The 23,127-nt window shown below is 73.0% G+C and carries 20 protein-coding genes; 10 read left to right on the top strand and 10 right to left on the bottom strand.

The genetic code is table 11. The features are described from left to right. Positions 1–2 precede the first annotated feature (2 nt). The 3 genes from QM792_RS03385 to tkt form a co-directional block, all read right to left on the bottom strand. A complete protein-coding gene (locus QM792_RS03385; RefSeq protein ID WP_415147773.1) occupies positions 3–335 on the bottom strand; it encodes a hypothetical protein in 333 nt (110 codons plus the stop codon). 159 nt (positions 336–494) lie between these two features. Then, positions 495–1,493: a type I glyceraldehyde-3-phosphate dehydrogenase gene (gene gap / locus QM792_RS03380; RefSeq protein WP_415147772.1), complete on the bottom strand. Its 999-nt coding sequence runs from the start codon at positions 1,491–1,493 to the stop codon at positions 495–497. Positions 1,494–1,527: 34 nt separating this feature from the next. Continuing rightward, positions 1,528–3,600, bottom strand: a complete 2,073-nt coding sequence (tkt, locus tag QM792_RS03375) for a transketolase (RefSeq protein WP_415147771.1) — start codon at positions 3,598–3,600, stop codon at positions 1,528–1,530. A gap of 80 nt (positions 3,601–3,680) precedes the next feature. Here tkt and speD point away from each other — a divergent pair, with 80 nt between their 5' ends. From speD to QM792_RS03355, 4 genes are all read left to right on the top strand, one after another. Next, positions 3,681–4,043, top strand: coding sequence for an adenosylmethionine decarboxylase (gene speD / locus QM792_RS03370; RefSeq protein ID WP_415147770.1), 363 nt, complete (start codon positions 3,681–3,683; stop codon positions 4,041–4,043). A gap of 71 nt (positions 4,044–4,114) precedes the next feature. Further along, entirely contained in the window at positions 4,115–4,702 is a 588-nt protein-coding gene (locus QM792_RS03365; protein WP_415147769.1) for a hemerythrin domain-containing protein, read from the top strand. Between the two features lie 25 nt (positions 4,703–4,727). Then, positions 4,728–5,429: an N-acetylmuramate alpha-1-phosphate uridylyltransferase MurU gene (murU, locus tag QM792_RS03360; RefSeq protein ID WP_415147768.1), complete on the top strand. Its 702-nt coding sequence runs from the start codon at positions 4,728–4,730 to the stop codon at positions 5,427–5,429. Between the two features lie 102 nt (positions 5,430–5,531). Next, a complete protein-coding gene (locus QM792_RS03355) occupies positions 5,532–6,293 on the top strand; it encodes a hypothetical protein (protein WP_415147767.1) in 762 nt (253 codons plus the stop codon). Here QM792_RS03355 and QM792_RS03350 read toward each other — a convergent pair. The 5 genes from QM792_RS03350 to QM792_RS03330 are packed head-to-tail and all read right to left on the bottom strand — an operon-like array spanning position 6,271 to position 12,363. Beyond that, positions 6,271–7,899, bottom strand: coding sequence for an FAD-dependent oxidoreductase (locus QM792_RS03350; RefSeq protein WP_415147766.1), 1,629 nt, complete (start codon positions 7,897–7,899; stop codon positions 6,271–6,273). The genes QM792_RS03355 and QM792_RS03350 overlap by 23 nt on opposite strands. Further along, positions 7,896–9,416, bottom strand: coding sequence for a polyamine aminopropyltransferase (locus QM792_RS03345; RefSeq protein WP_415147765.1), 1,521 nt, complete (start codon positions 9,414–9,416; stop codon positions 7,896–7,898). Before QM792_RS03345 ends, QM792_RS03350 begins: the two co-directional genes overlap by 4 nt. 25 nt (positions 9,417–9,441) lie before the next feature. After that, positions 9,442–9,666 (bottom strand): DUF350 domain-containing protein, encoded by a 225-nt coding sequence (locus QM792_RS03340; protein ID WP_415147764.1) that lies wholly within the window; start codon positions 9,664–9,666, stop codon positions 9,442–9,444. Positions 9,667–9,690: 24 nt separating this feature from the next. Beyond that, positions 9,691–11,307, bottom strand: a complete 1,617-nt coding sequence (locus QM792_RS03335; protein ID WP_415147763.1) for a DUF4178 domain-containing protein — start codon at positions 11,305–11,307, stop codon at positions 9,691–9,693. Positions 11,308–11,328: 21 nt separating this feature from the next. Next, positions 11,329–12,363 carry an SPFH domain-containing protein gene (locus tag QM792_RS03330; RefSeq protein ID WP_415147762.1) on the bottom strand — a complete coding sequence of 345 codons (1,035 nt, stop codon included), beginning with the start codon at positions 12,361–12,363 and terminating at the stop codon, positions 11,329–11,331. 99 nt (positions 12,364–12,462) lie between these two features. Here QM792_RS03330 and QM792_RS03325 point away from each other — a divergent pair, with 99 nt between their 5' ends. Genes QM792_RS03325 through QM792_RS03300 form a run of 6 tightly spaced genes read left to right on the top strand, consistent with a single transcriptional unit; the run spans position 12,463 to position 18,072 of the window. Next, positions 12,463–13,689 (top strand): FAD-dependent monooxygenase, encoded by a 1,227-nt coding sequence (locus QM792_RS03325; protein WP_415147761.1) that lies wholly within the window; start codon positions 12,463–12,465, stop codon positions 13,687–13,689. Positions 13,690–13,710: 21 nt separating this feature from the next. Then, complete coding sequence (locus QM792_RS03320) at positions 13,711–14,700, top strand: AEC family transporter (protein ID WP_415147760.1); 990 nt, start codon at positions 13,711–13,713, stop codon at positions 14,698–14,700. A 22-nt stretch (positions 14,701–14,722) separates the two neighbouring features. Further along, a complete protein-coding gene (locus QM792_RS03315; RefSeq protein ID WP_415147759.1) occupies positions 14,723–16,003 on the top strand; it encodes a glutamate-5-semialdehyde dehydrogenase in 1,281 nt (426 codons plus the stop codon). A gap of 7 nt (positions 16,004–16,010) precedes the next feature. Continuing rightward, complete coding sequence (gene queC / locus QM792_RS03310) at positions 16,011–16,712, top strand: 7-cyano-7-deazaguanine synthase QueC (RefSeq protein WP_415147758.1); 702 nt, start codon at positions 16,011–16,013, stop codon at positions 16,710–16,712. Further along, positions 16,705–17,217 (top strand): LemA family protein, encoded by a 513-nt coding sequence (locus tag QM792_RS03305; RefSeq protein ID WP_415147757.1) that lies wholly within the window; start codon positions 16,705–16,707, stop codon positions 17,215–17,217. Before queC ends, QM792_RS03305 begins: the two co-directional genes overlap by 8 nt. A gap of 39 nt (positions 17,218–17,256) precedes the next feature. Continuing rightward, entirely contained in the window at positions 17,257–18,072 is an 816-nt protein-coding gene (locus tag QM792_RS03300; RefSeq protein ID WP_415147756.1) for a hypothetical protein, read from the top strand. A 4-nt stretch (positions 18,073–18,076) separates the two neighbouring features. Here QM792_RS03300 and QM792_RS03295 read toward each other — a convergent pair whose 3' ends face one another. After that, entirely contained in the window at positions 18,077–18,898 is an 822-nt protein-coding gene (locus tag QM792_RS03295; RefSeq protein ID WP_415147755.1) for a carbon-nitrogen hydrolase family protein, read from the bottom strand. A gap of 10 nt (positions 18,899–18,908) precedes the next feature. Further along, the gene (locus QM792_RS03290; protein WP_415147754.1) at positions 18,909–23,075 is read right to left on the bottom strand and encodes a YhdP family protein; all 4,167 of its coding nucleotides are present in this window, start codon (positions 23,073–23,075) and stop codon (positions 18,909–18,911) included. Between the last annotated feature and the right edge of the window lie 52 nt (positions 23,076–23,127).

Here is a 23,127-nt window from a genome sequence, read left to right as displayed (position 1 = left end):
GATCAGGGACTGACGATGCGCTTGCGCTCGTCGCGCTGCACGGCGGCGATGCGCGCGCCGTCGGCGCGCAGGCGCTGCAGCAGCGCATCGCAGTCGGCGGCGCCGTCGCAGCGCAGGAACACGCTGTGCCAGTCGCCGCCCGACGAGGCCAGGTAGCGCGCCGGCCGGCCCGCGGCCTCGCCCACCTGCGCGGCGACACGCGCCGCATCCGCGCCCGGCTGCGCGAGCTTGACGAGCACGCTCATGCCGGCCGGCGCGGGTGCCGGTTCGGCCGCGCACGCGGCGAGCGCGAGCGCGGCGAAGCACAGCGAAGCGAACCGGGCGGGCGTCGGCATGGCCTCAGTGTATTGGCGCCCCCGCGATGACCCGCGTGCGCTTCGCACGCGGCGGGGTAAGGGTTTGTTGCGCGGGTGTGGCAAGACGTGAGAGGCGGAAACGGGAGAGGGCCCTCGCAGGCCCCCTCGTGTTCACGACATACGGTGAAACGAATCGGCTCAGCGCGCGATCACGCGCACCATCTCCAGCACCTTGTTGGAGTAGCCCCATTCGTTGTCGTACCAGGCCACGACCTTGACGAAGGTCTTGTCCAGCGCGATGCCGGCCTCGGCGTCGAACACCGAGGTCATCGCCTCGCCGCGGAAGTCGGTCGAGACGACCTTGTCCTCGGTGTAGCCGAGCACGCCCTTCATCGCGCCCTCGCTGGCCGCCTTCATGGCCTTGCAGATGTCATCGTAGCTGGCTTCCTTGTTCAGCTCGACGGTCAGGTCGACCACCGAGACGTCGGAGGTCGGCACGCGGAAGCTCATGCCGGTGAGCTTCTTGTTCAGCTCGGGGATCACCACGCCCACCGCCTTGGCCGCGCCGGTGCTGCTGGGGATGATGTTTTCCAGGATGCCGCGGCCGCCGCGCCAGTCCTTGTTGCTCGGGCCGTCGACGGTCTTCTGCGTCGCGGTGGTGGCGTGCACCGTGGTCATCAGGCCGCGCTTGATGCCGAAGGTGTCGTGCAGCACCTTGGCCACGGGCGCCAGGCAGTTGGTCGTGCACGAGGCGTTGGAGATGATCGCCTCGCCCTTGTAGCTCTTGTCGTTGACGCCGTAGACGAACATCGGCGTGTCGTCCTTGGACGGCGCGCTCATCACGACCTTCTTCGCGCCGGCGGCGATGTGCTTCTGCGCGGTTTCCTTGGTCAGGAACAGGCCGGTCGACTCGACCACGATGTCGGCGCCGACCTCGCCCCACTTCAGCTCGGCCGGGTCCTTCACCGCGGACAGGCGGATCTTCCTGCCGTTGACGATCAGCGTGTTGCCGTCGACGGCCACATCGCCCTTGAAGCGGCCGTGCACGCTGTCGTACTTCAGCATGTAGGCGAGGTAGTCGGGTTCGAGCAGGTCGTTGATGGCGACGACTTCCACGTCCTTGAAGTTCTGCACGGCGGCGCGGAACACCATGCGCCCGATGCGGCCGAAGCCGTTGATGCCGATCTTGATGGTCATGAGATTTCCTCCAGGTTGAATGGGTGGCGCGGCTTCAGCGGCGGCGCGCCAGCACCGCGCGCACGGTGTCGGCCACGTTGTCCGCGGTGAAGCCGAAATGCTTGAAGAGCACGCCGGCCGGCGCCGACTCTCCGTAGGTGTCGAGGCCGACGACGGCGGCGCAGCCGTACTTCCACCAGCCGTCGGTGACGCCGGCCTCCACCGCGATGCGGGGCAGGCCTTGGGGCAGCACGGCGCTCTTGTAGGCCGTGGCCTGGCGGTCGAACACGCTGGTCGAGGGCATCGAGACGACACGCACGGGGATGCCGCTCTTGGCCAGCAACGCCTGCGCGTGCAGCGCGAGCTGCACCTCCGAACCCGTGGCGACGATCACCGCCCGGGCCCTCTTCCGCAGCCCGACTTCAGCCGGCTCGGCCAGCACGTAGGCGCCTTTGGCGATGTCGTCGAGCCGGCCGTCTTTTGTGTCTTTCGGCAGGTAGGGAAGATTCTGTCGCGACAGCAGCAGCGCGGTGGGCCGCTGGCGGTTGGCGATCGCCGCCGCCCAGGCCGCCGCCGTCTCGGCGGTGTCGGCCGGGCGCCAGACGTCCAGCCCCGGGATCAGGCGCAGCGCGGCGGCATGCTCGACGCTCTGGTGCGTCGGGCCGTCTTCGCCCAGGCCGATCGAGTCGTGCGTGAACACGTGCACCACGCGCTGTTTCATCAGCGCGGCCATGCGGATCGCGTTGCGGCTGTAGTCGCTGAAGGTCAGGAAGGTGCCGCCGTAAGGCAGCAGCCCGCCGTGCAGCGCGACGCCGTTCATGATCGCCGCCATGCCGAACTCGCGCACGCCGTAGTTGATGTGGCGGCCGCCGTTGCTGGCGCCATCGCTGCCGAAGCGCAGCGCCGGCGTCGAGCTGGTGTTGGTGAGGTTGGAGCCGGTCAGGTCGGCGCTGCCGCCCAGCATCTCGGGCAGCGCCTGGGTGAAGACTTCCAGCGCCAGTTGGCTGGCCTTGCGGCTGGCCACCGTCTCGGCCTTGGCGTCGGCGGCCTGCAGCGCCTCGCCCACGGTCCGTGCCCAGTTCGCCGGCAGCTCGCCGCGCATGCGGCGCACGAACTCGGCGGCGAGTTCGGGAAACGCGGCGCGGTAGGCGGCGAAGCGTGCGTCCCACTGCGCTTCCAGCTCGGCGCCGCGCGCCTTGGCGTCCCAGGCGGCGTAGGCGGCTTCGGGGATCACGAAGGGCTCGCTGGTCCAGCCCAGCGCGGCGCGCGTCAGCTTGATCTCCTCGGCGCCCAGCGCCTCGCCGTGCGCCTTGGCGCTGCCGGCGCGGTTCGGCGAACCCTTGCCGATGGTGGTCTTGCAGCAGACCAGCGTCGGCCGGTCCGCCCGTGCCCTGGCCTGCGCGAGCGCCGCGCCGACCGCCGCCGCGTCGTGGCCGTCGACGCCGCGGATCACGTTCCAGCCGTAGGCATCGAAGCGCTTGGGCGTGTCGTCGACGAACCAGGGCGCGACCGGCCCGTCGATCGAGATGCCGTTGTCGTCGTACAGCGCGATCAGCTTGCCGAGCTTCCACGCGCCGGCCAGCGCGCAGGCCTCGTGGCTGACGCCTTCCATCAGGCAGCCGTCGCCGAGGAAGGCGTAGGTGTGGTGGTCCACCACCGCGTGGCCCGGCCGGTTGAACTCGGCGGCCAGCAGCTTCTCGGCCAGCGCCATGCCGACGGCATTCGTGATGCCCTGGCCGAGCGGGCCGGTGGTGGTCTCGACACCCGGCGTGACGCCGACCTCGGGATGCCCCGGCGTCTTGCTGTGCATCTGGCGGAAGTTGCGCAGCTCGCTCATCGGCAGGTCGTAGCCGGTCAGGTGCAGCAGCGCGTAGATCAGCATCGAGCCGTGGCCGTTCGAGAGCACGAAGCGGTCGCGGTCGGCCCAATGCGGGTTGGCCGGGTTGTGGCGCAACAGGCCTTGCGCCGGGCCCCACAGCGCGACGGCGATCTCGGCCATGCCCATCGGCGCGCCCGGGTGGCCCGAGTTGGCCTGCTGCACGGCATCCATCGCGAGGGCGCGGATCGCATTGGCCATCAGGGCCGTCGTCGAGGAGGCGGGGGCTTGCAAAGAGGCGATGTCGGCCATGTCGATCGCGGCGGCGGCGCGGAGGGCGGAAACCGCGGATTTTAAAGCCGCGCTCCCGCGCCCTCCGTATCATCCGCCGCATGCAGGGGCTGCACCTCACCGCCGACTTGAGTGGTTGCGATCCGGCCCGTCCGGTGATGGGCGACGCCGCCGCGCTGCGCGAGCGCTGCCTGGCGGCGGTGCGCGCGGCCGGGCTCGCGCCGGTGGGCGAGGTGTTCCACCGCTTCGAGCCCGGCGGCGTCACCGGCGTGGTGCTGCTGGCCGAGTCGCACGTGGCGGTGCACACCTGGCCCGAGCTGGGCGCGGTGACGCTGGACGTCTACGTGTGCAACTTCGGCGCCGACAACTCGGCGCGCGCGCGGGCGCTGCTGGCCGCGCTGGAACAGGCCTTCGCGCCGGCCGGCGCGCAGCGCCACGAGATCGTGCGCGGCACGCAAGCTTGACCCCGCTCAAGCCGCGCCGCGCCGCGCGGTGCGACGCTGGAGTCCTGCCGCAACGGCCCTGGAGTCCCGCCATGTCCCACCCTTCCATGACCATCATCCGCGACGAGCACGGCGCGCTGTCGGCGATGCTGCGCTCGCTGTCCATGCTGCTCGCCGAGCACCGCCGGCACGGCTCGCTGCCCGACTTCGGCGTGCTGCGCGCGATGCTGTTCTACATCGACGAATTCCCGGAGCAGTTGCACCACACCAAGGAGAGCGAGCTGCTGTTCCCGAAGCTGCGCGCGCGCTGCCCGCAGGTCGCCTCGGTGCTCGACCGGCTCGACCGCGACCACGCGCGCGGCGAGAAGGCGATCCGCGACCTCGAGCACGACCTGCTCGCCTTCGAGGTGCTGGGCGAGCCGCGCCGCGCCGCCTTCGAGCAGGCGGTGGAGCGCTACATCGACTTCTACCTCGGCCACATGCGCGTCGAGGAGGAGGAGGTGCTGCCGCTGGCGATGAAGCACCTGACGCCCGAGGACTGGAAGGAACTCGACGAAGCCTTCCTCGCCAACCGCGATCCGCTGACCGGCCACGAGCCGGCCGACCTGTACCGGCCGCTGTTCAGCAAGATCGTGCAGAGCGCCCCGGCGCCGATCGGCCTCGGCCCCGCATTGAACTAGAACCCGCGGCCCTAGACTCGGCGGGATGAAAGCGATCATCCTCGCCGCCGGCCGCGGCGAACGCATGCGGCCGCTGACGGACGCCTGCCCCAAGCCGCTGCTGCCGGTGCGCGGCAGGCCGCTGATCGAGTGGCACCTGGCCGGCCTGGCGCGCGGCGGCGTGCGCGAGGTGGTGGTCAACACCGCCTGGCTGGAAGAACAAATCGTCGCCGCGCTGGGCGACGGCGCGCGCTTCGGCCTGTCGATCCGCTACTCGCGCGAGGGCCGCGACCACGGCGGTGCGCTGGAAACCGCCGGCGGCCTGAAAAAAGCGCTGCCGCTGCTCGCACTCGCGGCCGACGAGCCGTTCTGGTACGTCGCCGCCGATGTGTTCGCACCCGCTTTCGACTTCGGCGCCGACGCGGCCGGCACGATCCAGGCCAGCCGGCTCGGCCACCTGTGGATGGTGCCGAACCCGCCGCAGCACCCGGGCGGCGACTTCGGCATCGCCGACGGCCTGGCGCTGCCGGCACGAGACGGCGCGAGCTTCACCTGGTCGGGCATCGGCCTGTTCCGGCCCGGCTTCGTGACCGAGCTGATGACCGACTTCGCGCCCGGCGAAAAAGCCCGCCTGCGCCCCTACCTCGACGCCGCGATCGTGCAGCGCCGCCTGGGCGCGACGCGCTGGACCGGCGACTGGGCCGACGTCGGCACGCCCGAGCGGCTGCGTGCGCTCGACGCGGGCTGAGCCACCCGAGCGAGCCGGCCTCCTGCCGTTCGACCAGCCGGAAACGCCGCTCGGGCGGGCGGCCCGCTTGATTCCGCACCAGAAGCCGCTAATGTGCGCGCCATGGACACGCTCACGTCCGTGATCACGCTGCCGATGTCGCTCGCCGCGGCCGGCGCGGCGCATTTCCTCGCCTCGCGCGCGGTGAAGGCGGTGCTGTGGTCGGTGTCGCCGCTGGCCACCGGCGAGCCGCAGGCCTACACCTATGAACGCGACGTCTGGCGCACCGCCGAGCCGGCGACGCTGCAGGTGGTGATCGCGGTGCTGGCCTCGGGCGCCGTCGTCTGGCTGGGCGCGCTGCTGGGCTGGCGCTGGCTCTCGGGCGCGGGCATCGCGGCCTGGTTCGGCGCGCTGGCGCTCGACCTGCTGCGCTGGGAGCGCGTGGCGGTCAGCGCGCACAACCTGTGGTTCCAGCGCGGGCTGCGCGAGCGCGTGCACCAGGTCGCCTACGAGAACATCCTCGACGTGCACGTGGAGGAGAAGGACACCGGCGGCTTCACGCTGCGGCGCGGCCGCGCCAACCGCGTCTGCCGCCTGAACGTGCGCATGAAGGACAAGCGCGTCGTCGCGCTGCCCAAGACCGACGCGCACGCCGGCCTCGCCGACGTGGAGGAAGTAGCCAACCAGTTGCGCCAGCGCCTGCGCCACCTCGAAGACCGCGAGGCGATGCGGCGCTCCGAAGCGGCTGCGCACGAAGCCGCGCAGCGCGCCGCCGAGGCGCCGGCCGACGGCGACGCCGAACTGCGCCGCGCGCTGAACAAGCTGCGCGCCGGCGCGCTGGCGCCGGACCTGCCCAAGGCCGTCAAGCTGCGCGACGAGTCCTGACCGCCTTCGTCACGTCGGCCGCCGCGCGCGTGCCGTGGAAGAAGGCCTCCTCGAACACCGAATAGCCGGCCAGGTCGGCATGCGCGAAGTGGACGCGGCGCTGCGGCGCGGCCAGCGCGCGCAGCGCCGCGTGGCCGCGCAGGCCCGGCACGGGGATGCTCATCGCGTGGCCGTAGCGCATCAGCTCGATGCGCCGCACGTGGCGCGGCAGGTCGGGGTGCGGCGCCGAGAGATCGGCGAGCACACGCGCCGCCCAGGCCTCGGCGCCGTCGGCCAGCAGGCGCTGGCGCGCGCCGGCTTCGTCGCCCAGCGCCCAGTACGCGGTCAGCACGGTCGGCCCCGGGTGCGGACGCAGGCTCTGGTGCATCGCGTCGACGTAGCCGAGCGCGTGGCTGCGGTAGATCACGTTGTCCCACGAGGGCGGCGCGCCGCCGCGGTCGATCGGCGCGCGCTCGCAGTGCAGGTTGGCCACCAGCCACGGCGCGTGGCGCATCGCGGCGGCGGCCTGCGCCAGCGCGGCCGGCGGCGAGTCCAGCACGCGCGCCGCGGCGAACAGCGGCAGCGCCATCACGAGCTGCGGCGCGACGAAGCGTTCGACGCGCTGCGCGCGCTCGTTCCAGGCATCGAGTTCGACGCCCTCGCGCCCCTCGCGCACGCGCAGCGCGACGCAGCCGCCGTGCAGGCGCTCACCCAGCGGCGCGGCGAGCCGCGCGGCGAGCCAGCCGTTGCCTTCCGGCCAGGTCAGCAGGCCGTCGCGCTCGGCCTCGCCCTCGCCGGGCGCGTGAAAGCCATGGCGGCTGGCGAAGTAGTGCAGCCCGGCCCAGGCCGACACCCGCGCGCTGCCGGCGCCGTAGTCGTCGCGGCAGCAGTAGTCGAGGTACCAGCGCAGCGCCGGCGCGTCGAAGCGCTCGCGCGCCAGCCAGTCGGCGAAGCTCAGCGCGTCCAGCGCCGCCAGTTCGTCGCTCCACGCGGCGCGCGCGGTCGGCACGCGGAAGGCGTCGGCATCCACCCAGCGCTGCACCTCGCGCGCGAAGCCGCGGTACTGGTCGCGCGTGCGCTCGCGCTCGGCGGCGGGCAGCGCCTCGACGGGCGGCAGCAGCCCCTCGACCCACTGGCCTTCGATGTGCAGCCGCTCCTGCGGGCTGTGGCACAGGTGGCGCTCGTCGTAGACCACGCGGCCGTGTTCGACGCGGCGCAGGCCGAGTTCGTCGAGCAGTTGCGCCACCTCGTTTGCATGCGGCCCCGGCAGCGGCAGGTAGTGCGCGCCCAGCGGGCAGCCCATGCCGCCGAGCACGTGGCCACGGCTGTTGCCGCCGGGCGCGTCTTCCAGTTCGAGCACGTGCACGTCGTCCAGGCCGGCGCGCATCAGCGCGCGCGCGGCCGCCAGCCCGGCGATGCCGGCGCCGACGACGATCGCGCCGGCGCGCCGCGTCACGGCCGGCGCGCCCAGGCTGCCGCTTTTCGTCGCGTCGCGCAGCCGGTGGCCGCGCTCGTGCGCGGCGCCGATCCAGTGCGCGCTCCAGCGCGCTTCGCCGTCGCGCGAGCAGCCGGCCAGCGCCGCGCCGGCCAGCGTCAGCGCGGCGCGCCGCGTGATGCCGCGCTTCACTGCTGCACCTTGCCCCATTCTTCCTCGAACAAGTGCACGAGGCGCTGGTTGGAGAGCTGGTTCGGCTCCGCCGGCACGCGCGCCATGTCGGGCGGGAAGTGGAACAGCGCCGGCAGCCCGGCCAGGTCGAGGAAGCGCAGCCCCTCGGGCAGCGCCCGCGGCATGCGCCACGGCCGCCGGCTCGCCAGGATGAAGCCCCATTCGCCGAAACTCGGCACGTGCGCGTGGTAGGGCGTGGCGACGAGCCCGGCGGCTTCGAGCGTGGCCGCCACGGTCCAGAAGCTGCGCCGCGCGATCAGCGGCGAGGTGGTCTGCACCACCGCGTAGCCGCCGGCGGCCAGGTGCGCGTCCAGGCGCTGGTAGAAGGTCGTCGTGTAGAGCTTGCCGATCGCGAAGTTGGTCGGGTCGGGGAAGTCGACCACGATCACGTCGAAGTGCGCGTCGTTCTTCTCCAGCCAGCCGAAGGCGTCGTCGTTGACGATGCGGACCTTGGGCGAGGCCAGCGCGTTGCCGTTCAGCGCGGTCAGCAGCGGCGCGCTGGAGAAGAGCTGGGTCATGTGCGGGTCGAGCTCGACCAGCGTCACCTGCTCGACGCTCGGGTACTTGAGGATCTCGCGCAGCGCCATGCCGTCGCCGCCGCCGAGCACCAGCACCTGCTTGGGCGCGCCGTGCGCGGCCATCGCCGGGTGCACCAGCGCCTCGTGGTAGCGGTGCTCGTCGCGCGAGTGGAACTGCAGGTTGCCGTTGAGGAACAGGCGCACGCCGGCATGGCCCGAGGTGACCACGACGCGCTGGTAGGCGCTGCTCTCGGCGTAGACGATGGCCTCGCCGTAGAAGCGGTCCTCGGCCCAGCGCGTGATCGTGTCGGCGCCGGCGAAGGCCGCCGCCAGCGCGGCCAGCGTCAGCGCGCAGGCCAGCGCGTGCGCCGCCAGGCCGCGCAGCTCGGCGCGGAACAGCCACAGCGTCCACAGCGCCACGCCGGCGTTGAGCAGCCCGAAGAACAGCCCGGTGCGGATCAGCCCGAGCTGCGGCACCAGCACCAGCGGGAAGGCGATCGCCACCGCCAGCGCGCCCAGGTAGTCGAAGGTCAGCACCTGCGAGACCAGGTCCTTCAGCGCGTAGCGCTCGCGGAAATGGCGCTTCAGGATGCGCATCACCAGCGGGATCTCCAGCCCCACCAGCGTGCCCACCACGAGCACCAGCGCGTACAGCGCGAAGCGGAACGAGCCGGCCGCGACGCTGTGCAGCGCGAACAGCGCCGCCGGCATCAGCCCGCCGACCAGCCCGACCAGCAGCTCGATGCGCAGGAACTGCGCGACGAGCTGGCGCTCGACGAAGCGCGACAGCCACGAGCCCACCCCCATCGCGAACAGGTAGGTGCCGATGACGGTGGAGAACTGCAGGACCGAATCGCCCAGCAGGTAGCTGGCCAGCGCGCCGGCGGCCAGCTCGTAGAGCAGCCCGCAGGCGGCGACGACGAACACCGAGGCGAGCAGCGCCAGCTCGGCCGGCCGCACGACCGCCGGCGCCGCGCGCCCGTCCTCAGCCGTGGATGGCGGCGGCAACGATCTGCCCGATGGAGATCGCGGTGGCGCCGACCACGATGGCCAGCGCGACGTTCTTCTTGTCGACGATCTCCTCCCACAGCTTGTAGGGCGAGAGCTTGTCGATCAGGACGAAGCTGATCCAGTAGATGCCCACGCCGATCAGGGCGTAGAGGATGGAGCCGAAGAAGACCTCGGGTTTCAGCCAGTCGATGCCGATCATGTTCGCTCCTCGTTCAATGTCGATTCACTTGTGGCCGCCGCCGCTGGACCAGCCGCCGAAGGATCCGCCGCCGACGCGCCCGCCGCCGCTGCGCGCGCTGCGCAGGCAATTCTGGTACTCCACCGAGGCCTCGCCGTAGGTGGAGCGCAGCGAGTCGCACTCGCTGCGCTCGCCGCCGTCGCAGCGGAACATCATCAGCAGCAGCACCACCACGAAGCCCCAGAAGAACACCTTGGCCAGCAGCGAGGCGGCGTTGCCCGAGGCCGGCAGCGCGTCGCGCGCCAGCGCCGCGCCCTGCGCCGGCGCGAGCTTGAAGGCCTGCACCACCGCGTCGGCGCTCAGCGTCTCGCCGGCCGACCAGGTGATCTCCTGCGCGTCGCCGCCGCCGGTGCGCTCGCGGTTGAGGCGCCGCGCGCCGAACGCGCCGGTGCCGACGTAGTCGGTGTTGTAGGTGCGCGCGTCGCGCTCGAGCTTCCAGTAGAACTCGCCGAGCACGTAGGTGACCATGCCGGTGTAGTCGTACAGCTTGCGGTAGACCACGCCCTGGTGCCTGACGCCCTCGCCGGCGCGCTCGGGCACGCCGGTGATCGGCGCGGTCCAGCTCCAGCCGTCTTCGGCGTCGACGAGGAAGGCGAAACCCTCGGTGCGGTGGTACAGCAGGTACTCGCGCCAGAACGCCTGGTCGTCCTCGCCGGTATCGACCTCGCAGCGCTCGGCGTAGCCCACCACCTGCCACGGCAGGGCCTTCTTCTCGCCCGGCCGGAAGGCGAACGCGAAGGTGCCGACGCTGCCCAGCGGAATGCGCGGCTCGCTGCCCTTGGCCTGCGCGTAGTGCTGAAGGTCGCCGCCGAGGCCTTGCGACACGTCGACCACGTGGCGGCACTGGTGGCAGACGATGCTCTGCGTGGTGGCGAGCTTCACCTCCAGCGCCGCGCCGCAGCTCGGGCACTCGGCGCCGCGCGCGCCCAGCGTCTTCTCGCTCGATTCGGCCAGGCCGGTCATCGCCAGCTCGCCGATCGCCACCGGGCGGCCCACCGACCACGTCGGCGCGGCCGGCTCGGCGTAGTCCAGCGTGCCGACCTCGTCGCGGGTGTTGCGCAGGTCGGCGACGACGAAGCCGCGCTCCAGGTTCGGCCGGGCCGGCAGCTCGCCCTGCGCGGCGACCAGCCGGGCCACCACCACCGAGGCCACCGTCCAGGCCTGGCCGGCCACGCTCACCGGCTGGCCGGGGCGCAGCGACTCGCTGGCCGGCGCGGCCCCGGGCAGCGGCGCGTCGAAGGCGAAGACGTAGCGGCCGTTGTCCTCGCTCAGCCAGCCCGACTTCTGGCCGTCGGGGCCGCTGTCGAACAGCGCGCGCCATTCGTTCCAGGTGCCTTCGGCGTAGCGGTATTGCAGCCGCCCGACCAGCACGAAGGGCGCGCCCTGGTAGCGGCCGGCCGCGCCGAGCTGCAGCGGCGAGTGGTCGTCGAACAACTCGGCGCTCTGGCCAATGCGGCGCAGCGCCTCGCCGTCGCGCACCAGGGTCGAGCGGCAGAAGCCGCAGACGGCGAAGGCCGACGCGGCCGAGCGGAACTCGACCGGCGCGCCGCAGTTCGGGCAGGCGGCCCGGTAGCCGCGCTGCGGACTGTCTTCGGTGGCCAAGGACGCGCTGGACCGGCGTTGCTAGACCAGCTTCTTCAGCAGCTCGGTCTTCTTGGCCTCGAACTCCTCGGCGCTCAGGATGCCCTTGCCCTTCAGTTCGGCGAGCTTCTCGATGGTGGCCATCACCTCGTCGGGCTTCACGCCCACGGCCGCCGGCGTGGCCTGCGCCGCCGCGCCGGCGCCTTGCAGGCCCTGGCCGAGCTGCTGCGCCATCACCTGGCCGAGCGCCACGCCGGCGCCCAGGCCCATCGCGTCGCCGACCACCCCGCCGCCGCCCGCGCCCTTGGCGAACTCGGGCAGCGACTGCGCCGTCTGGTACTGCATGAACTTGCCCATGTCGTTGCCGACCATGCCCATGCCGATCTTCTGGTCGAGGATCTTCTGCAGCTCCTCGGGCAGCGAGACGTTCTGCACCGTCACCGCCTCGAGCCGGAGGCCGAGCTTCTCGAAGGCCGGCGCGGTGGCCTGCTGGAGCTGGCTGGCGAACTCGACCTGGTTGGCGGCGAGGTCCAGAAAGGCGATGCCGCTGCTGGCCACCGCGTCCGAGATGTGCTGCAGCATCAGCGCGCGCAACTGGCCGTCGAGCTCGGCCACGGTGTAGCGCTCGCGCGTGCCGGAGATCTCGGTGTGGAACAGCTTCGGGTCGGCGATGCGGTAGGCGTAGTTGCCGAAGCCGCGCAGCCGCACCGCGCCGAAGTCCTTGTCGCGGATCGTCACCGGCTGCGTCGTGCCCCAGCGCTGGTCGACCTGCTGGCGCGTACTGAAGAAATACACGTCGCTCTTGAACGGGCTCTGGAACAGCTTGTCCCAGTTCTTCAGGTAGGTGAGCACCGGCAGCGTCTGCGTCGTCAGCTTGTACATGCCGGGGCCGAACACGTCGGCCACCTGGCCCTCGTTGACGAACACCGCCATCTGCGATTCGCGCACCGTCAGCGAGGCGCCGTTCTGGATCTCGCGGTCGGCCATCGGGAAGCGCCAGGCGAGCGTGCCGTCGCCCGCCTCCGTCCATTCGATGATGTCGATGAACTGTTTCTTGACGAAATCCATCAGCGCCATGAGGCCTCCCAGGTCGAGTCGACGATGAACGCCGGCGCGCGGGCGCCGGGGCGAGCGGATCATAGGGCCAGCCCCGCGCCGCGGGGGCAGAATCGCGTGATGTCCTCGACACCGATCGCCACCCCCGGCCTGCGCCTGGCCATCGTCGGCGCCGGCCCGGTCGGCCTGGCACTCGCGCTCGACGCCGCGCGGCGCCTGCCCGAGGCCGACATCAGCGTGTTCGACGCGCGCCCGCCCGAACGCGACGTGAGCGCCGATCCGCGCACGCTGGCGCTGTCGCTGGGCAGCGTGCAGTGGCTGCAGCGCCTGGGCGCCTGGCCCGCCGAGGGCATGCAGCCCATCCTGGAGGTGAACGTCTCGCAGCAGCCGCCCTCGGCGCCGCCACTGTTCGCCGCGCTGTTCGGCGAGCCCGAGGTTCGCATCGCCGCGCACGACGAGGCGGTGCCGATGCTCGGCGCGGTGCTGAGCTACGGCCGCATCGTCGCGGCACTGCAGCAGGCCTGGCTGGCCGCCGAGGCGGCGCAGCCGCAGCGGCTGCACACGCGCTTCGGCACGCCGGTGGGCGCGATCAAGCCGGTGGCCGGCGGCGTGGAAGTCGACGCCGGCATCGCCGAGCGCTTCGACCTCGCGGTGGTGGCCGAAGGCGGCGTGTTCGCCGAGCAGGCGCGCAAGGCGATCCGGCGCGACTACCGCCAGTGCGCCTGGGTCGGCACGGTCGAGCTGGCGCCCGGCGCGGCGCGCGGCGTGGCCTACGAGCGCTTCACGCGCCACGGCCCGGCGGCGCTGCTGCCGCTGGCGGACGGGCGCGCCTCGCTGGTGTGGTGCGTGCGGACCGACGAAGGCGATGAAAGCGACGGCGGCGACCCGGTGGCCGGGCTCGACGACGCGCAGCGCCTCGCGGTGCTGAACACCCTCTTCCCCGCCGCGGTGACACCGCTGGCCGCCATCACGCCGCTCAAGCGCTTCGCGCTCGGGCTGAACGCCGAGCGCACGCTGGTCGACGGCCGCACGGTGCGCATCGGCAACGCGGCGCAGACGCTGCACCCCGTCGCCGGCCAGGGCCTGAACCTCGGCCTGCGCGACGCCGCCGAGCTCGTGAACGGGCTGCGCCGCGGCGGCGACCTCGACGCCGCGCTGCGCCGCCTCGAATGGCAGCGCGCGCCGGACCGCTGGGCGATGATCGCCACCACCGACTTCCTCGCGCGCAGCTTCACCTGGGTGCTGCCGGGCGCCGGCGCGGCGCGCGGGCTCGGCCTGGCGGCCTTGCAGGCCGTGCCCGGGCTGAAATCGGTGATCGCGCGGCAGATGATGTTCGGCCGGCGCTGAGCCGCGCCGGGCGGAGCCGCGATGTCCGCATCGGTCTTCCTCAAGCTCGCCGCGATCTTCGTCGTGGTGGCGCTCGGCTGGGTGGTGGGCAAGGCGCGCTGGCTGGGCCCGAACGACGAAACCAGCGACCCGGCCCGCGTGCTCGCCAACGCGGCCTACTACATCTTCGTGCCGGCGCTGCTGTTCCGCACCACCGCGCGCCTGGACCTGGCCGCGATGCCCTGGGGCACGGTGATCGCCTTCTTCGTGCCGGTGCTGGCGCTGCTGCTGCTCGTCTACGCCTGGGAGCGCCGCACCCACCGCGAGCGCGGCCTGCCCGTCGCGGCGCCGAGCGTGCGCGCGATCTCGGCCACCTTCGGCAACTCGGTGCAGGTCGGCATTCCGTTCGCCGCGGCGCTGTTCGGCGAGGCGGGCCTCGCGATCCACGTCGCGCTGGTCAGCCTGCATGCGCTGACGCTGCTGACCGTGCTCACCGCGCTGGTCGAGCTCGACCTGGCGCGCGAGCGCCGCACGCTCGGCCACTCCAACGCGCACCTGCTCGCCACGCTCGGCCGCACGGTGCGCAACACCATCATCCACCCGGTGGTGCTGCCGGTGCTGGCGGGCCTGGCCTGGAACCTCGCCGCGCTGCCGCTGCCGGCCATCGCCGTCGAGATCCTCGCCACGCTGGCGCAGGCGGTGGTGCCGCTGTGCCTGGTGCTGATCGGCATGTCGCTGGCCTACTACGGCGTCAAGGGCGCGGCGCGCGGCGCGGTGCTGATCGGCGTGCTGAAGCTGCTGGTGCTGCCCGCGCTGGTGCTGGCCGCGGCGCGCTGGGGCTTCGGCCTGAGCGGCCTGCCGCTGGCGGTGGTGGTGATGATGGCCGCGCTGCCGGTGGGCAGCAACGCGCTGATCTTCTCGCAGCGCTACGCCGCGCTGGAGGCCGAGGCGACGGCGGCGATCGTGTTCTCGACGCTGGCTTTCGTGGCAACGGCCTCGATCTGGCTGGCCGTGCTGGCGTGGCTGGGATAGGCGTTCCGGGATAATCCGGCGCATGACTTCCGCCGACCTGCAAGCCACCATCGCGCACATGGGCGTGGCCGCGCGCGCCGCCGCCACCGGCATGGCGCGCGCGCCCACCGCCGCGAAGAACGCGGCCCTGCTGGCGCTGGCGCGGCGCCTGCGCGACGGCACGGCCGAGTTGCAGAAGGCCAACCACCACGACCTCGCCGCCGCGCGCAGCGCCGGCCTGAGCGAGCCGATGGTCGACCGCCTCGAGCTCAGCGAGAAGGTGATCGCCACCGTCGCCGAGGGCTGCGAGCAGATCGCCGCGATGCCCGACCCGATCGGCGAGATCACGAACGTGCGCCAGCGCCCGAGCGGCATCGCCGTCGGCCAGATGCGCGTGCCGCTGGGCGTGTTCGGCATGATCTACGAGAGCCGGCCGAACGTGACCATCGAGGCGGCCTCGCTGGCCATCAAGAGCGGCAACGCCTGCATCCTGCGCGGCGGCTCGGAGGCCATCCATTCCAACCTCGCGCTGTGGCGCTGCGTGCAGGCGGCGCTGTCCGAAGCCGGCCTGCCGCCCGACGCGGTGCAGCTGGTGCAGACCACCGACCGCGCCGCCGTCGGCCACCTGATCGCCTCGCCCGAGGCGGTGGACGTGATCATCCCGCGCGGCGGCAAGAGCCTGATCGAGCGCATCTCGCGCGAGGCGCGCGTGCCGGTCATCAAGCACCTGGACGGCAACTGCCATGTCTACGTCGACGCCAGCGCGGACCTGGAACTGGCGGTGAAGGTCACCGACAACGCCAAGACGCAGAAGTACAGCCCCTGCAATGCCGCCGAATCGCTGCTGGTGCACGCGGCCATCGCGCCGGCCTTCCTGCCGCGCATCGGCGCCGTGTTCGCGGCCAAGGGCGTGGAGATGCGCTGCGAGCCCAAGGCGCGCGCCTTGCTGGCCGGCGTGGCCGGCGCGAAGCTCGCCGACGCCAGCGAAGGCGACTGGAGCGAGGAGTACCTCGCGCCCATCATCAGCGTGAAGGTGGTGGCCTCGCTCGACGAGGCGATCGCGCACGTCAACCGCCACGGCTCGCACCACACCGACGCCATCCTCACCGACAGCCACACGAACGCGATGCGCTTCCTGCGCGAGGTCGATTCGGCCAGCGTGATGGTCAACGCCAGCACGCGCTTCGCCGACGGCTTCGAGTACGGCCTGGGCGCCGAGATCGGCATCAGCACCGACAAGCTGCACGCGCGCGGCCCGGTCGGCCTGGAGGGCCTGACCTCGGTGAAGTGGGTGGTGCTGGGCCAGGGCGAGATCCGGGAGTGACGGCGCCATGAAGGACGAGCGCCGCGCCCTCGTGCTGTTCTCCGGCGGGCAGGACTCCACCGTCTGCCTGGCCTGGGCGCTGAACCGCTTCCGCGCCGTCGAGACCATCGGCTTCGACTACGGCCAGCGCCACGAGGTCGAGCTGGCGTGCCGGCTCAAGGTGATCGAGGCGCTGCGCGCGCAATTCCCGAAGTGGGGCCGGCGCCTGGGCGAGGATCACCGGCTCGACCTCTCGCTGCTCGGCCAGATCTCCGACACCGCGCTGACGCAGCAGCGCGAGATCGAGATGAGCGAGAGCGGCCTGCCCAACACCTTCGTGCCCGGCCGCAACCTGCTGTTCCTGACCTTCGCCGCCACGGTGGCCTACCGGCGCGGGCTGAACGTGCTGGTGGGCGGCATGTGCGAGACCGATTTCTCCGGCTACCCCGACTGCCGCGACAACACGCTCAAGGCGCTGCAGGTGGCGCTCAGCCTCGGCCTGGACGCGCCGATGACGGTCGAGACGCCGCTGATGTGGTACGACAAGGCGCAGACCTGGGCGCTCACCGAGCGCCTCGGCGGCGAGGCCTTCATCGACCTGGTGGCCGAACACACCCACACCTGCTACATGGGCGACCGCTCGCGCCGCCACGAGTGGGGCTACGGCTGCGGCCTGTGCCCGGCCTGCGACCTGCGCCGCGCCGGCTACAACGCCTGGGTGAATGGCTGACACCACGCTGCCGGCCATCGTCGCCGCCGCGGTGCTGGTGTTCTGGGCGGTCGGCGCCTACAACCGGCTGGTCAGGCTGCGCAACGATCTGCTGCGCGCCTTCCCGGCCGTCGACGCGCAGTTCCAGGCGCGCCAGGCGGCGCTGATGCGCTGGGCCGAGGGCCTGGCCGCGCAAGCGCAGCCGGCCGACGCGCAGGCGCTGGCCGCGCTGCACGCCGCCGCGCGCCAGGCCGAGACGGCCTGCGGCCACGCGCGCGCCCACCCGGCACGCGCCGGCGCGGTGACCAGCCTGCGCCTGGCCGAAGACATCCTGGCGCATTCGCGCGCCGCGCTGGGCCCGGACGGCGAGGGCCCGGACGCGGCGCTGGCGGAAGCCGACACGGCGCTGGCCTTCGCGCGGCGCCGCTTCAACGAAACGGCCGAGTTGTACAACCATGCCGTGTCGCAGTTCCCGACCTGGGTCATCGCCGCCGTCTTCGGCTTCCGAAAGGCGGGCACACTCTAGGGTTCGTCGACCGCCCCGCAGATGCTCCAGACGCGCGTCATGACCGGCAAAGTGACCCCCGCGCTGTTCGGCCCGCCGCTGGCCGACGCGGAGCTGGAGGCCATGGCGCGCCTGGACCGCGTGCGCGGCATCGGCGGCATGAAGGCCGCGCTGCTGGCGCTGCTGCTGTCGCCAGCGCTGCCCGGCCGGCTGCGCGTCTGGCGCGAGGAGACGGCGACGCTGGCCGAGGCCGAGGCGATCCGCGCCGACCTGGCGAAGCTGGGGCCCTCGACCCGGCTGCCCTGGTTCGAGCTGCTGCTGGCGCGCATGGGCGCCTCGCCGCTGGCCGAGCGCCAGGCGCTGCTGCGCTCGGCGCGGCGCGTGCTCGGCCCGCCGGGGCAGCCGATCGACCGCCTGCTGTGGCTGGCGATGCGGCGCCAGTTCGGCGAACACCCCGACCTGCACGCCCAGCCCTCGTCCGACCCCGACGTCTCGCGCCTGAACATCGCCGAGGTGCTGAACGTGGCGCATTTCACCGCCCACCTGGCGCGCATGGTGCCCAGCGCCGACCCCGCGCAGGGCCAGGCCTGGTACCGGGTGGTGATGTCGCGCTGGCTCCAGCCGGCCGAGACGCCGCCCTGGCAGCGCCCCGACGTCGACGCGCTGGTGCACGCGCTCAACGGCCTGCAGATGATGTCGTGGATGCAGCGGCCGCAGGTGGTGCGCACCTGGGTGGCCGCGGCCAAGCAGGCCGCGCCGGGACGGCGCCTGATGGACCCGACGGCCGCCGACGCGCTGCGCCTGAGCTCGCTGCTGCTCGATTCGCCGATGCCGCCCGACCTGGCGCGGCAGTACGCGGAAATCGACCCCGATTGACCCGTCAGAGGCGGCGGTGCGCCAGCGCCGGCAGTTGCGCGCGCACCTCGGCGATGCGCGCCGCGTCCAGCTCGGCCAGCACGACGCCCTCGCCTTCGGGCCGCAAGGCCAGCACCTCGCCCCAGGGGTCGACGATCATGCTGTGGCCCCAGGTGCGGCGGCCGTTCTCGTGCCGGCCGCCCTGCGCCGGCGCGATCACGCAGCACTGGTTCTCGACCGCCCGCGCACGCAGCAGCAGCTCCCAGTGCGCCTGGCCGGTGGTGTGGGTGAAGGCGGCGGGCACGCAGATCAGGTCGCAGGGCCGCGCGCGCGTCAGCGCGCGGTACAGCTCCGGGAAGCGCAGGTCGTAGCAGACGCTCAGGCCGACGCGCAGGCCGGCGGCGTCGAAGGCCACCGCGTCGCTGCCGGCCAGGATCGCGCGGCCCTCGTCGTAGCTCTCGCGCACGCCGCCGGCCTCGCGTTCGAAGCGGAACAGGTGGATCTTGTCGTAGCGCGCCGCGAGGGCGCCGTCGGGCGCGTACACGCAGCAGGTGTTGAGCACGCGCCGCGGGTCGCCGCACCGCAAGGGCAGCGTGCCGCCCACCAGCCACACGCCGTGGCGCGCCGCCGCCTCGGCGAGCATGGCCTGGATCGGGCCGTCGCCGGGGCGCTCGGCGATCGCCAGCTTGTCGGCGTCGGCTCGGCCCATGAAGCAGAAGTACTCGGGCAGCGCGACGAGCCGCGCGCCCTGGTCCGCGGCCTGCGCGATCAGGCGCCTGGCGGCGTCGAGGTTCGCATCGAGCGAGGTGCCCGAAACCATCTGCACGGCGGCGATCCGGGTCTTCATGGCAGCCAGCCTACTGCAAGTTGCCGCGCGGCGCCGAGGCCGCCGACGCGGCCGGCGGCGGCGGCAGGTCGATCTCGGGCGCCGGCGCGTCGGGCTTGCGCTCGACACGCTCGACCTTCGGGTCTTCCCACGAGCCGCTGACGTGGAACTCGCGCGTGCCCGCCTCGGTCAGCGGCCGGCGCAGGAACACCTGCGCGAGAAAAGTGCCCAGCCCGATCGCCGGGTTGATCGCCGCATAGGCCAGCGAGGCGGTGCCGGCGTTGATCTCGGGCACGACGATCACGCGCAGGTCCTGCGTCTCGCGCGCGATGTCGGCCCGGCCTTCCATCAGCACCGCCGCCTGCACGCCACGCATGCGCAGGTTGTTGGTGCTGGCCACGCCCTGCGCGATCTTCAGGTCGCCGGTCAGCGCGTCGAAGGCGAAGCCTTCCTGGAACACGTCGCGGAAGTCGAGCACGAGCCGGCGCGGCAGCGATTGCAGGCTGAGCACCGAGAGCAGCCGCGCCGCGCCCGGCTCAGCCTTGAGGAACTGGCCCGACTCGATCGCCACCGCGACGTTGCCGGCCAGCGTCGGGTAGTCCAGCGACAGCGGCGAGCCCAGCCACGACACCTGCCCGCTCAGGTGGCCCTTGCCGCCGCGCACCGTCTTGCCGCTGCCCAGGCGCTCGAGCAGCGCGCCGGAATCGGCCACGTCGAGCTTGAAGTCGAGCACGGCGCGGCGGCGCGCCGTGGCGGCCGCGCCCGGCGCGGTCATGAAGGTGCCGCCGACCTCGGCCCACTGGCCGCTGCCGACGAGCTGCGCCTCCGGCATCACCAGCGCGAAGCGGTTCAGGCGCCATTCGCGCACCGCCGCGCGGCCCTCGCCGGCGACGCGGTTGACGGCGTCGACCTCCAGGCGGCCGAGCTTCTTGCCGCGCAGCTCGAAGTCGTCGACGACGATGTCCAGCGAGGGCACGCTGGACGGCTGCTGCTGGTCGAGCAGCGTCTCGACCTGCGCCACGTCGTTCTTCGGCAGCGACAGGCGCGCCAGCCGCGCGTGGATGCGCCCGGCCGCGTTGGCCGTGCCGGCGCGCGCCGGACGGTATTCGACGTAGCCGGCGAACTGCTCGGCCTCGACGTTGGCGCGCCAGCGCCCGTCTTCCTGCGAGGCGCCTATCACCACGCGGTTGAACTGGCGCGCCGAGGTGTCCAGCGTCTGCGCGCGCAGCGCGATCTGCGTCGGCAGGTAGCCGGCCGCGTCGCCACCGCCGTCGCCGTCCTTCGCGTCGCCGTTCAGCCGCGCCAGCACGTCCTCCCAGGCGTCCAGCGGCAGCGCGGCGAGCGTGGCGTTGGCGCGCACGCCGCTGGCCGGCTGCGGCGCCGCCTCGTTGATGCCGATGCCGCCGCTGAGCACGCGCGCGCCGTCGGCGGTCAACTCGCGCTGGTACTGCGCCTGCACCACGCCGCCCAGTTCGAAACGCAGCGTGTCGTTCGCCGCGGCCTCCCCAGGGGCCGCGACCGCCAGCGTGGTCTGGTAGCGCAGCGGCAGCGGCGTCTCGGCGGCCTTGCGCAGCGGCGCCGGCAGGTCGGAGGCCAGGCCGACCAGGCTGCTGGTGACCGTCAGCTCGGAGTGCCCGTGCACGAAACCGAGGCTGGCGCGGTAGGCGGCCTGGCCGCTGAAATGCCCGGCCAGCCGCGCCAGCGGGCCCAGCTCGGCGGCGCGGCGCAGGCCGTCGGCGCTGGCCGTGCCCTGGCCGCTGAAGCGCAGCGAGCCGTCGGGCTGGGTCGCGCCCTCGAAGCTCGCCTCGCCGCCGAACAGCCGCGCGCTCGCGCCGCTGACGGTCACGCCTTTTTCGGTGAAGGCGACGCGCCCCTTCGCGCCGGCCAGCAGCGGCGTGTCGGGCGTGATGCGCAGGTCGTTGCCGGCCAGCGCGAGGCTGCCGTTGACGCTGCTCGCCCGCAGCTCGGCCAGCGGCAGCGCCAGCGCGAGCTTCAGCTCGGCGTCGCCGCTGCCGCTCGCCTTGGCCAGCGCGCCGCCGGTCCACTGCCCGATGGGCGTGGCGTGGACGAAGCGCAGCATGTCGGCCAGCGGCCCGCGCGCGACGCCGTCCAGCGCCAGCACCGGCTTGTCGGCGAGGCTGCGCAGGCCGCCGTTGACCTGGCCGATCGCGACGCCGCCGAGCCGCGCGCGCGCGTCGCGGATCTCCAGCGTGGCGCGGTCGATCACCAGCGAACCGGCCATCTGCGTGAAACCCGGCCAGGGCGAGGTCCAGGCCGGCTTGCCGTCGTGCGCCGGCTCGCTGGGCACGTAGTCGAAGCTGGCGCCCTCGACGCGCCCGGCGATGCGGAATTCGCCGTCCTTGGCGCTGCGCGCGGCGACGTAGGGGAAGTCGAACAGGTCGCCCTTCACGCGGAAGCTCGCGTCGAGCACGCTGCCGGCGCGGATCGCGCGGGACAGGTAGCCGCGCGTCTCGGCCAGGTGCAGCGGCAGGTAGCGCGGCACCTGCACCGCGTTGCCGCGCGCGATGCGGCCGTTCAGCTCGAACAGGCCGGGCAGCCGGCCGCCGCGCCCGAAGCCCTCGCCCGGCCCGGTGGACCAGTTCGCGGCCAGCTCGCCCTGCGCATCGGCGTTGGCGAAGCGGCCGTCCTTGACCGTCACGCTCACCTGCGGCGGCGCGCCGCCGGCGCGCGGCGTGACGCTCCAGCCGAGCTGCGCCGACAGGCTGGTGAAGTCGACCACCGGCGCCTCGAACACGCCGGGGAATTCCATCGCCCCGTCGGCGATGTCGAGCTTGGCCTGGCCGCCGGTTTCGCTGGCGCTGACCTGCAGCGTCGCGTTGCGCAGCCCCGGGCGCCCGACGGCGCCGGGCTGTTCCGCCGCCTTGGCGGCCAGCGCCAGCCCGCTGAGCAGCGCCTTGGCCTGGTACCTGGCGGGCGCGTCCAGCGGGCCGGCCCAGCTCGCCGCCAGCCCGGTGACCACGCCCTGCGGCTTCAGCTCGGCCAGCAGCCGGCGCAGCGTGTCGCCCAGCGGCAGCCGCCCGGCGATCTGCGCCATCGCCGCCAGGTCGAGGCGCTGCGCGGCGATCTCGCCGCCGCTGATCTCGCCGCCCTCGCGCTGCTTCCAGGCCAGCGACAGGTCGCCGCGCGGCCAGCGCACGCCGTCGCCGGTGACGAAGCCGAAGTCCTTCAGCGCCACCGACACGCCCTGCTCGTCGCGGCGCGCCGCCAGCCGCCCCTGCACCTGCTCGACCACCAGCGGCTCGACGTTGCCCGCCAGGCGCATCGCGACGGCGCGCAGCGCGACGTCGACGGTGCCGCTCTTCAGCCGTCCGCGCTCGATCTCGATCCAGGCGCGCAGCGCGCCGTCGCCCTCGTTCAGCTCGAAGGGCAGCGCGACGTAGCGGCGCAGCTCCTTCACGTCGGCGCGCGGCAGGTCGACGAAGGCGTTGCCGCTCCAGCGCTCGACCTCGCCGGGCTTGGCCAGCAGCGGCTGCGTGAAGCGCCCGCGCAGGCTGAAGCGATCGCCCCAGGGGTCGTCGGGCGTGGCGTCCAGGCGCAGCTCGTGGTGCAGCAGGCCGTTGCGCAGCGCGAACTGCACGTTGGTCAGCGCGAGCGTGGGCGCGTCGCGCTGCTCGTCGGTCCAGTACAGGCTGCCGTCGCGGATGATCACCTCGTGCTGGCGGAACAGCCAGTCCCGCAAGGCGCCGTCGCCGGCCTCGCCCGCGCCGACGTCCAGCCCCGCGACCGACACGCGTCCGCTCGCGTCGCGGCGGATCTCGAGCTGCGGGCCTTCGATCAGCAACTGGTCGAAGCGCGGCTCCAGCGCCGCCAGCGAGCGCGGCGAGAGCGTCGCCACCACGCGCGGAAGCTGCAAGGCCGGGCGCTGCCGGGCGTCGAGCAGGCTCACGTCGCGCAGCTCGAAGCCCGGCACCCAGCCGCTGCTCTCGGCGCGGATCGCGCCGATGCGCACCGGCACGCCGAGCGCGCGGCTGGCCTGCGCTTCCAGCTCGGGGCGCCATTGCTCGATTCGGGGCAGAATCCCCCAGTACACAGTCAACCAGAGCGTCAGGAATAAGCTGGCGACCGCCAGCAGCAGCCCGAGGGACAGGCGCAGCAAGGCGCGCAGCAGCCGCCACGACGCGGCGGGCGGGCCGGATGTTGCGGGGGCGGCGCCGACGGCGGGCTGGTTCAGGGGCATGAAAACGACGCGATGCCAGAGAGTCTTCTTCGACGGGCCCGCTGCCGCGGCG

The organism is Piscinibacter sp., from assembly GCF_047600445.1.
In the GTDB taxonomy this organism is placed as follows: Bacteria; Pseudomonadota; Gammaproteobacteria; order Burkholderiales; family Burkholderiaceae_C; genus Piscinibacter.
This window is presented reverse-complemented; position numbering and strand designations above follow the sequence as displayed.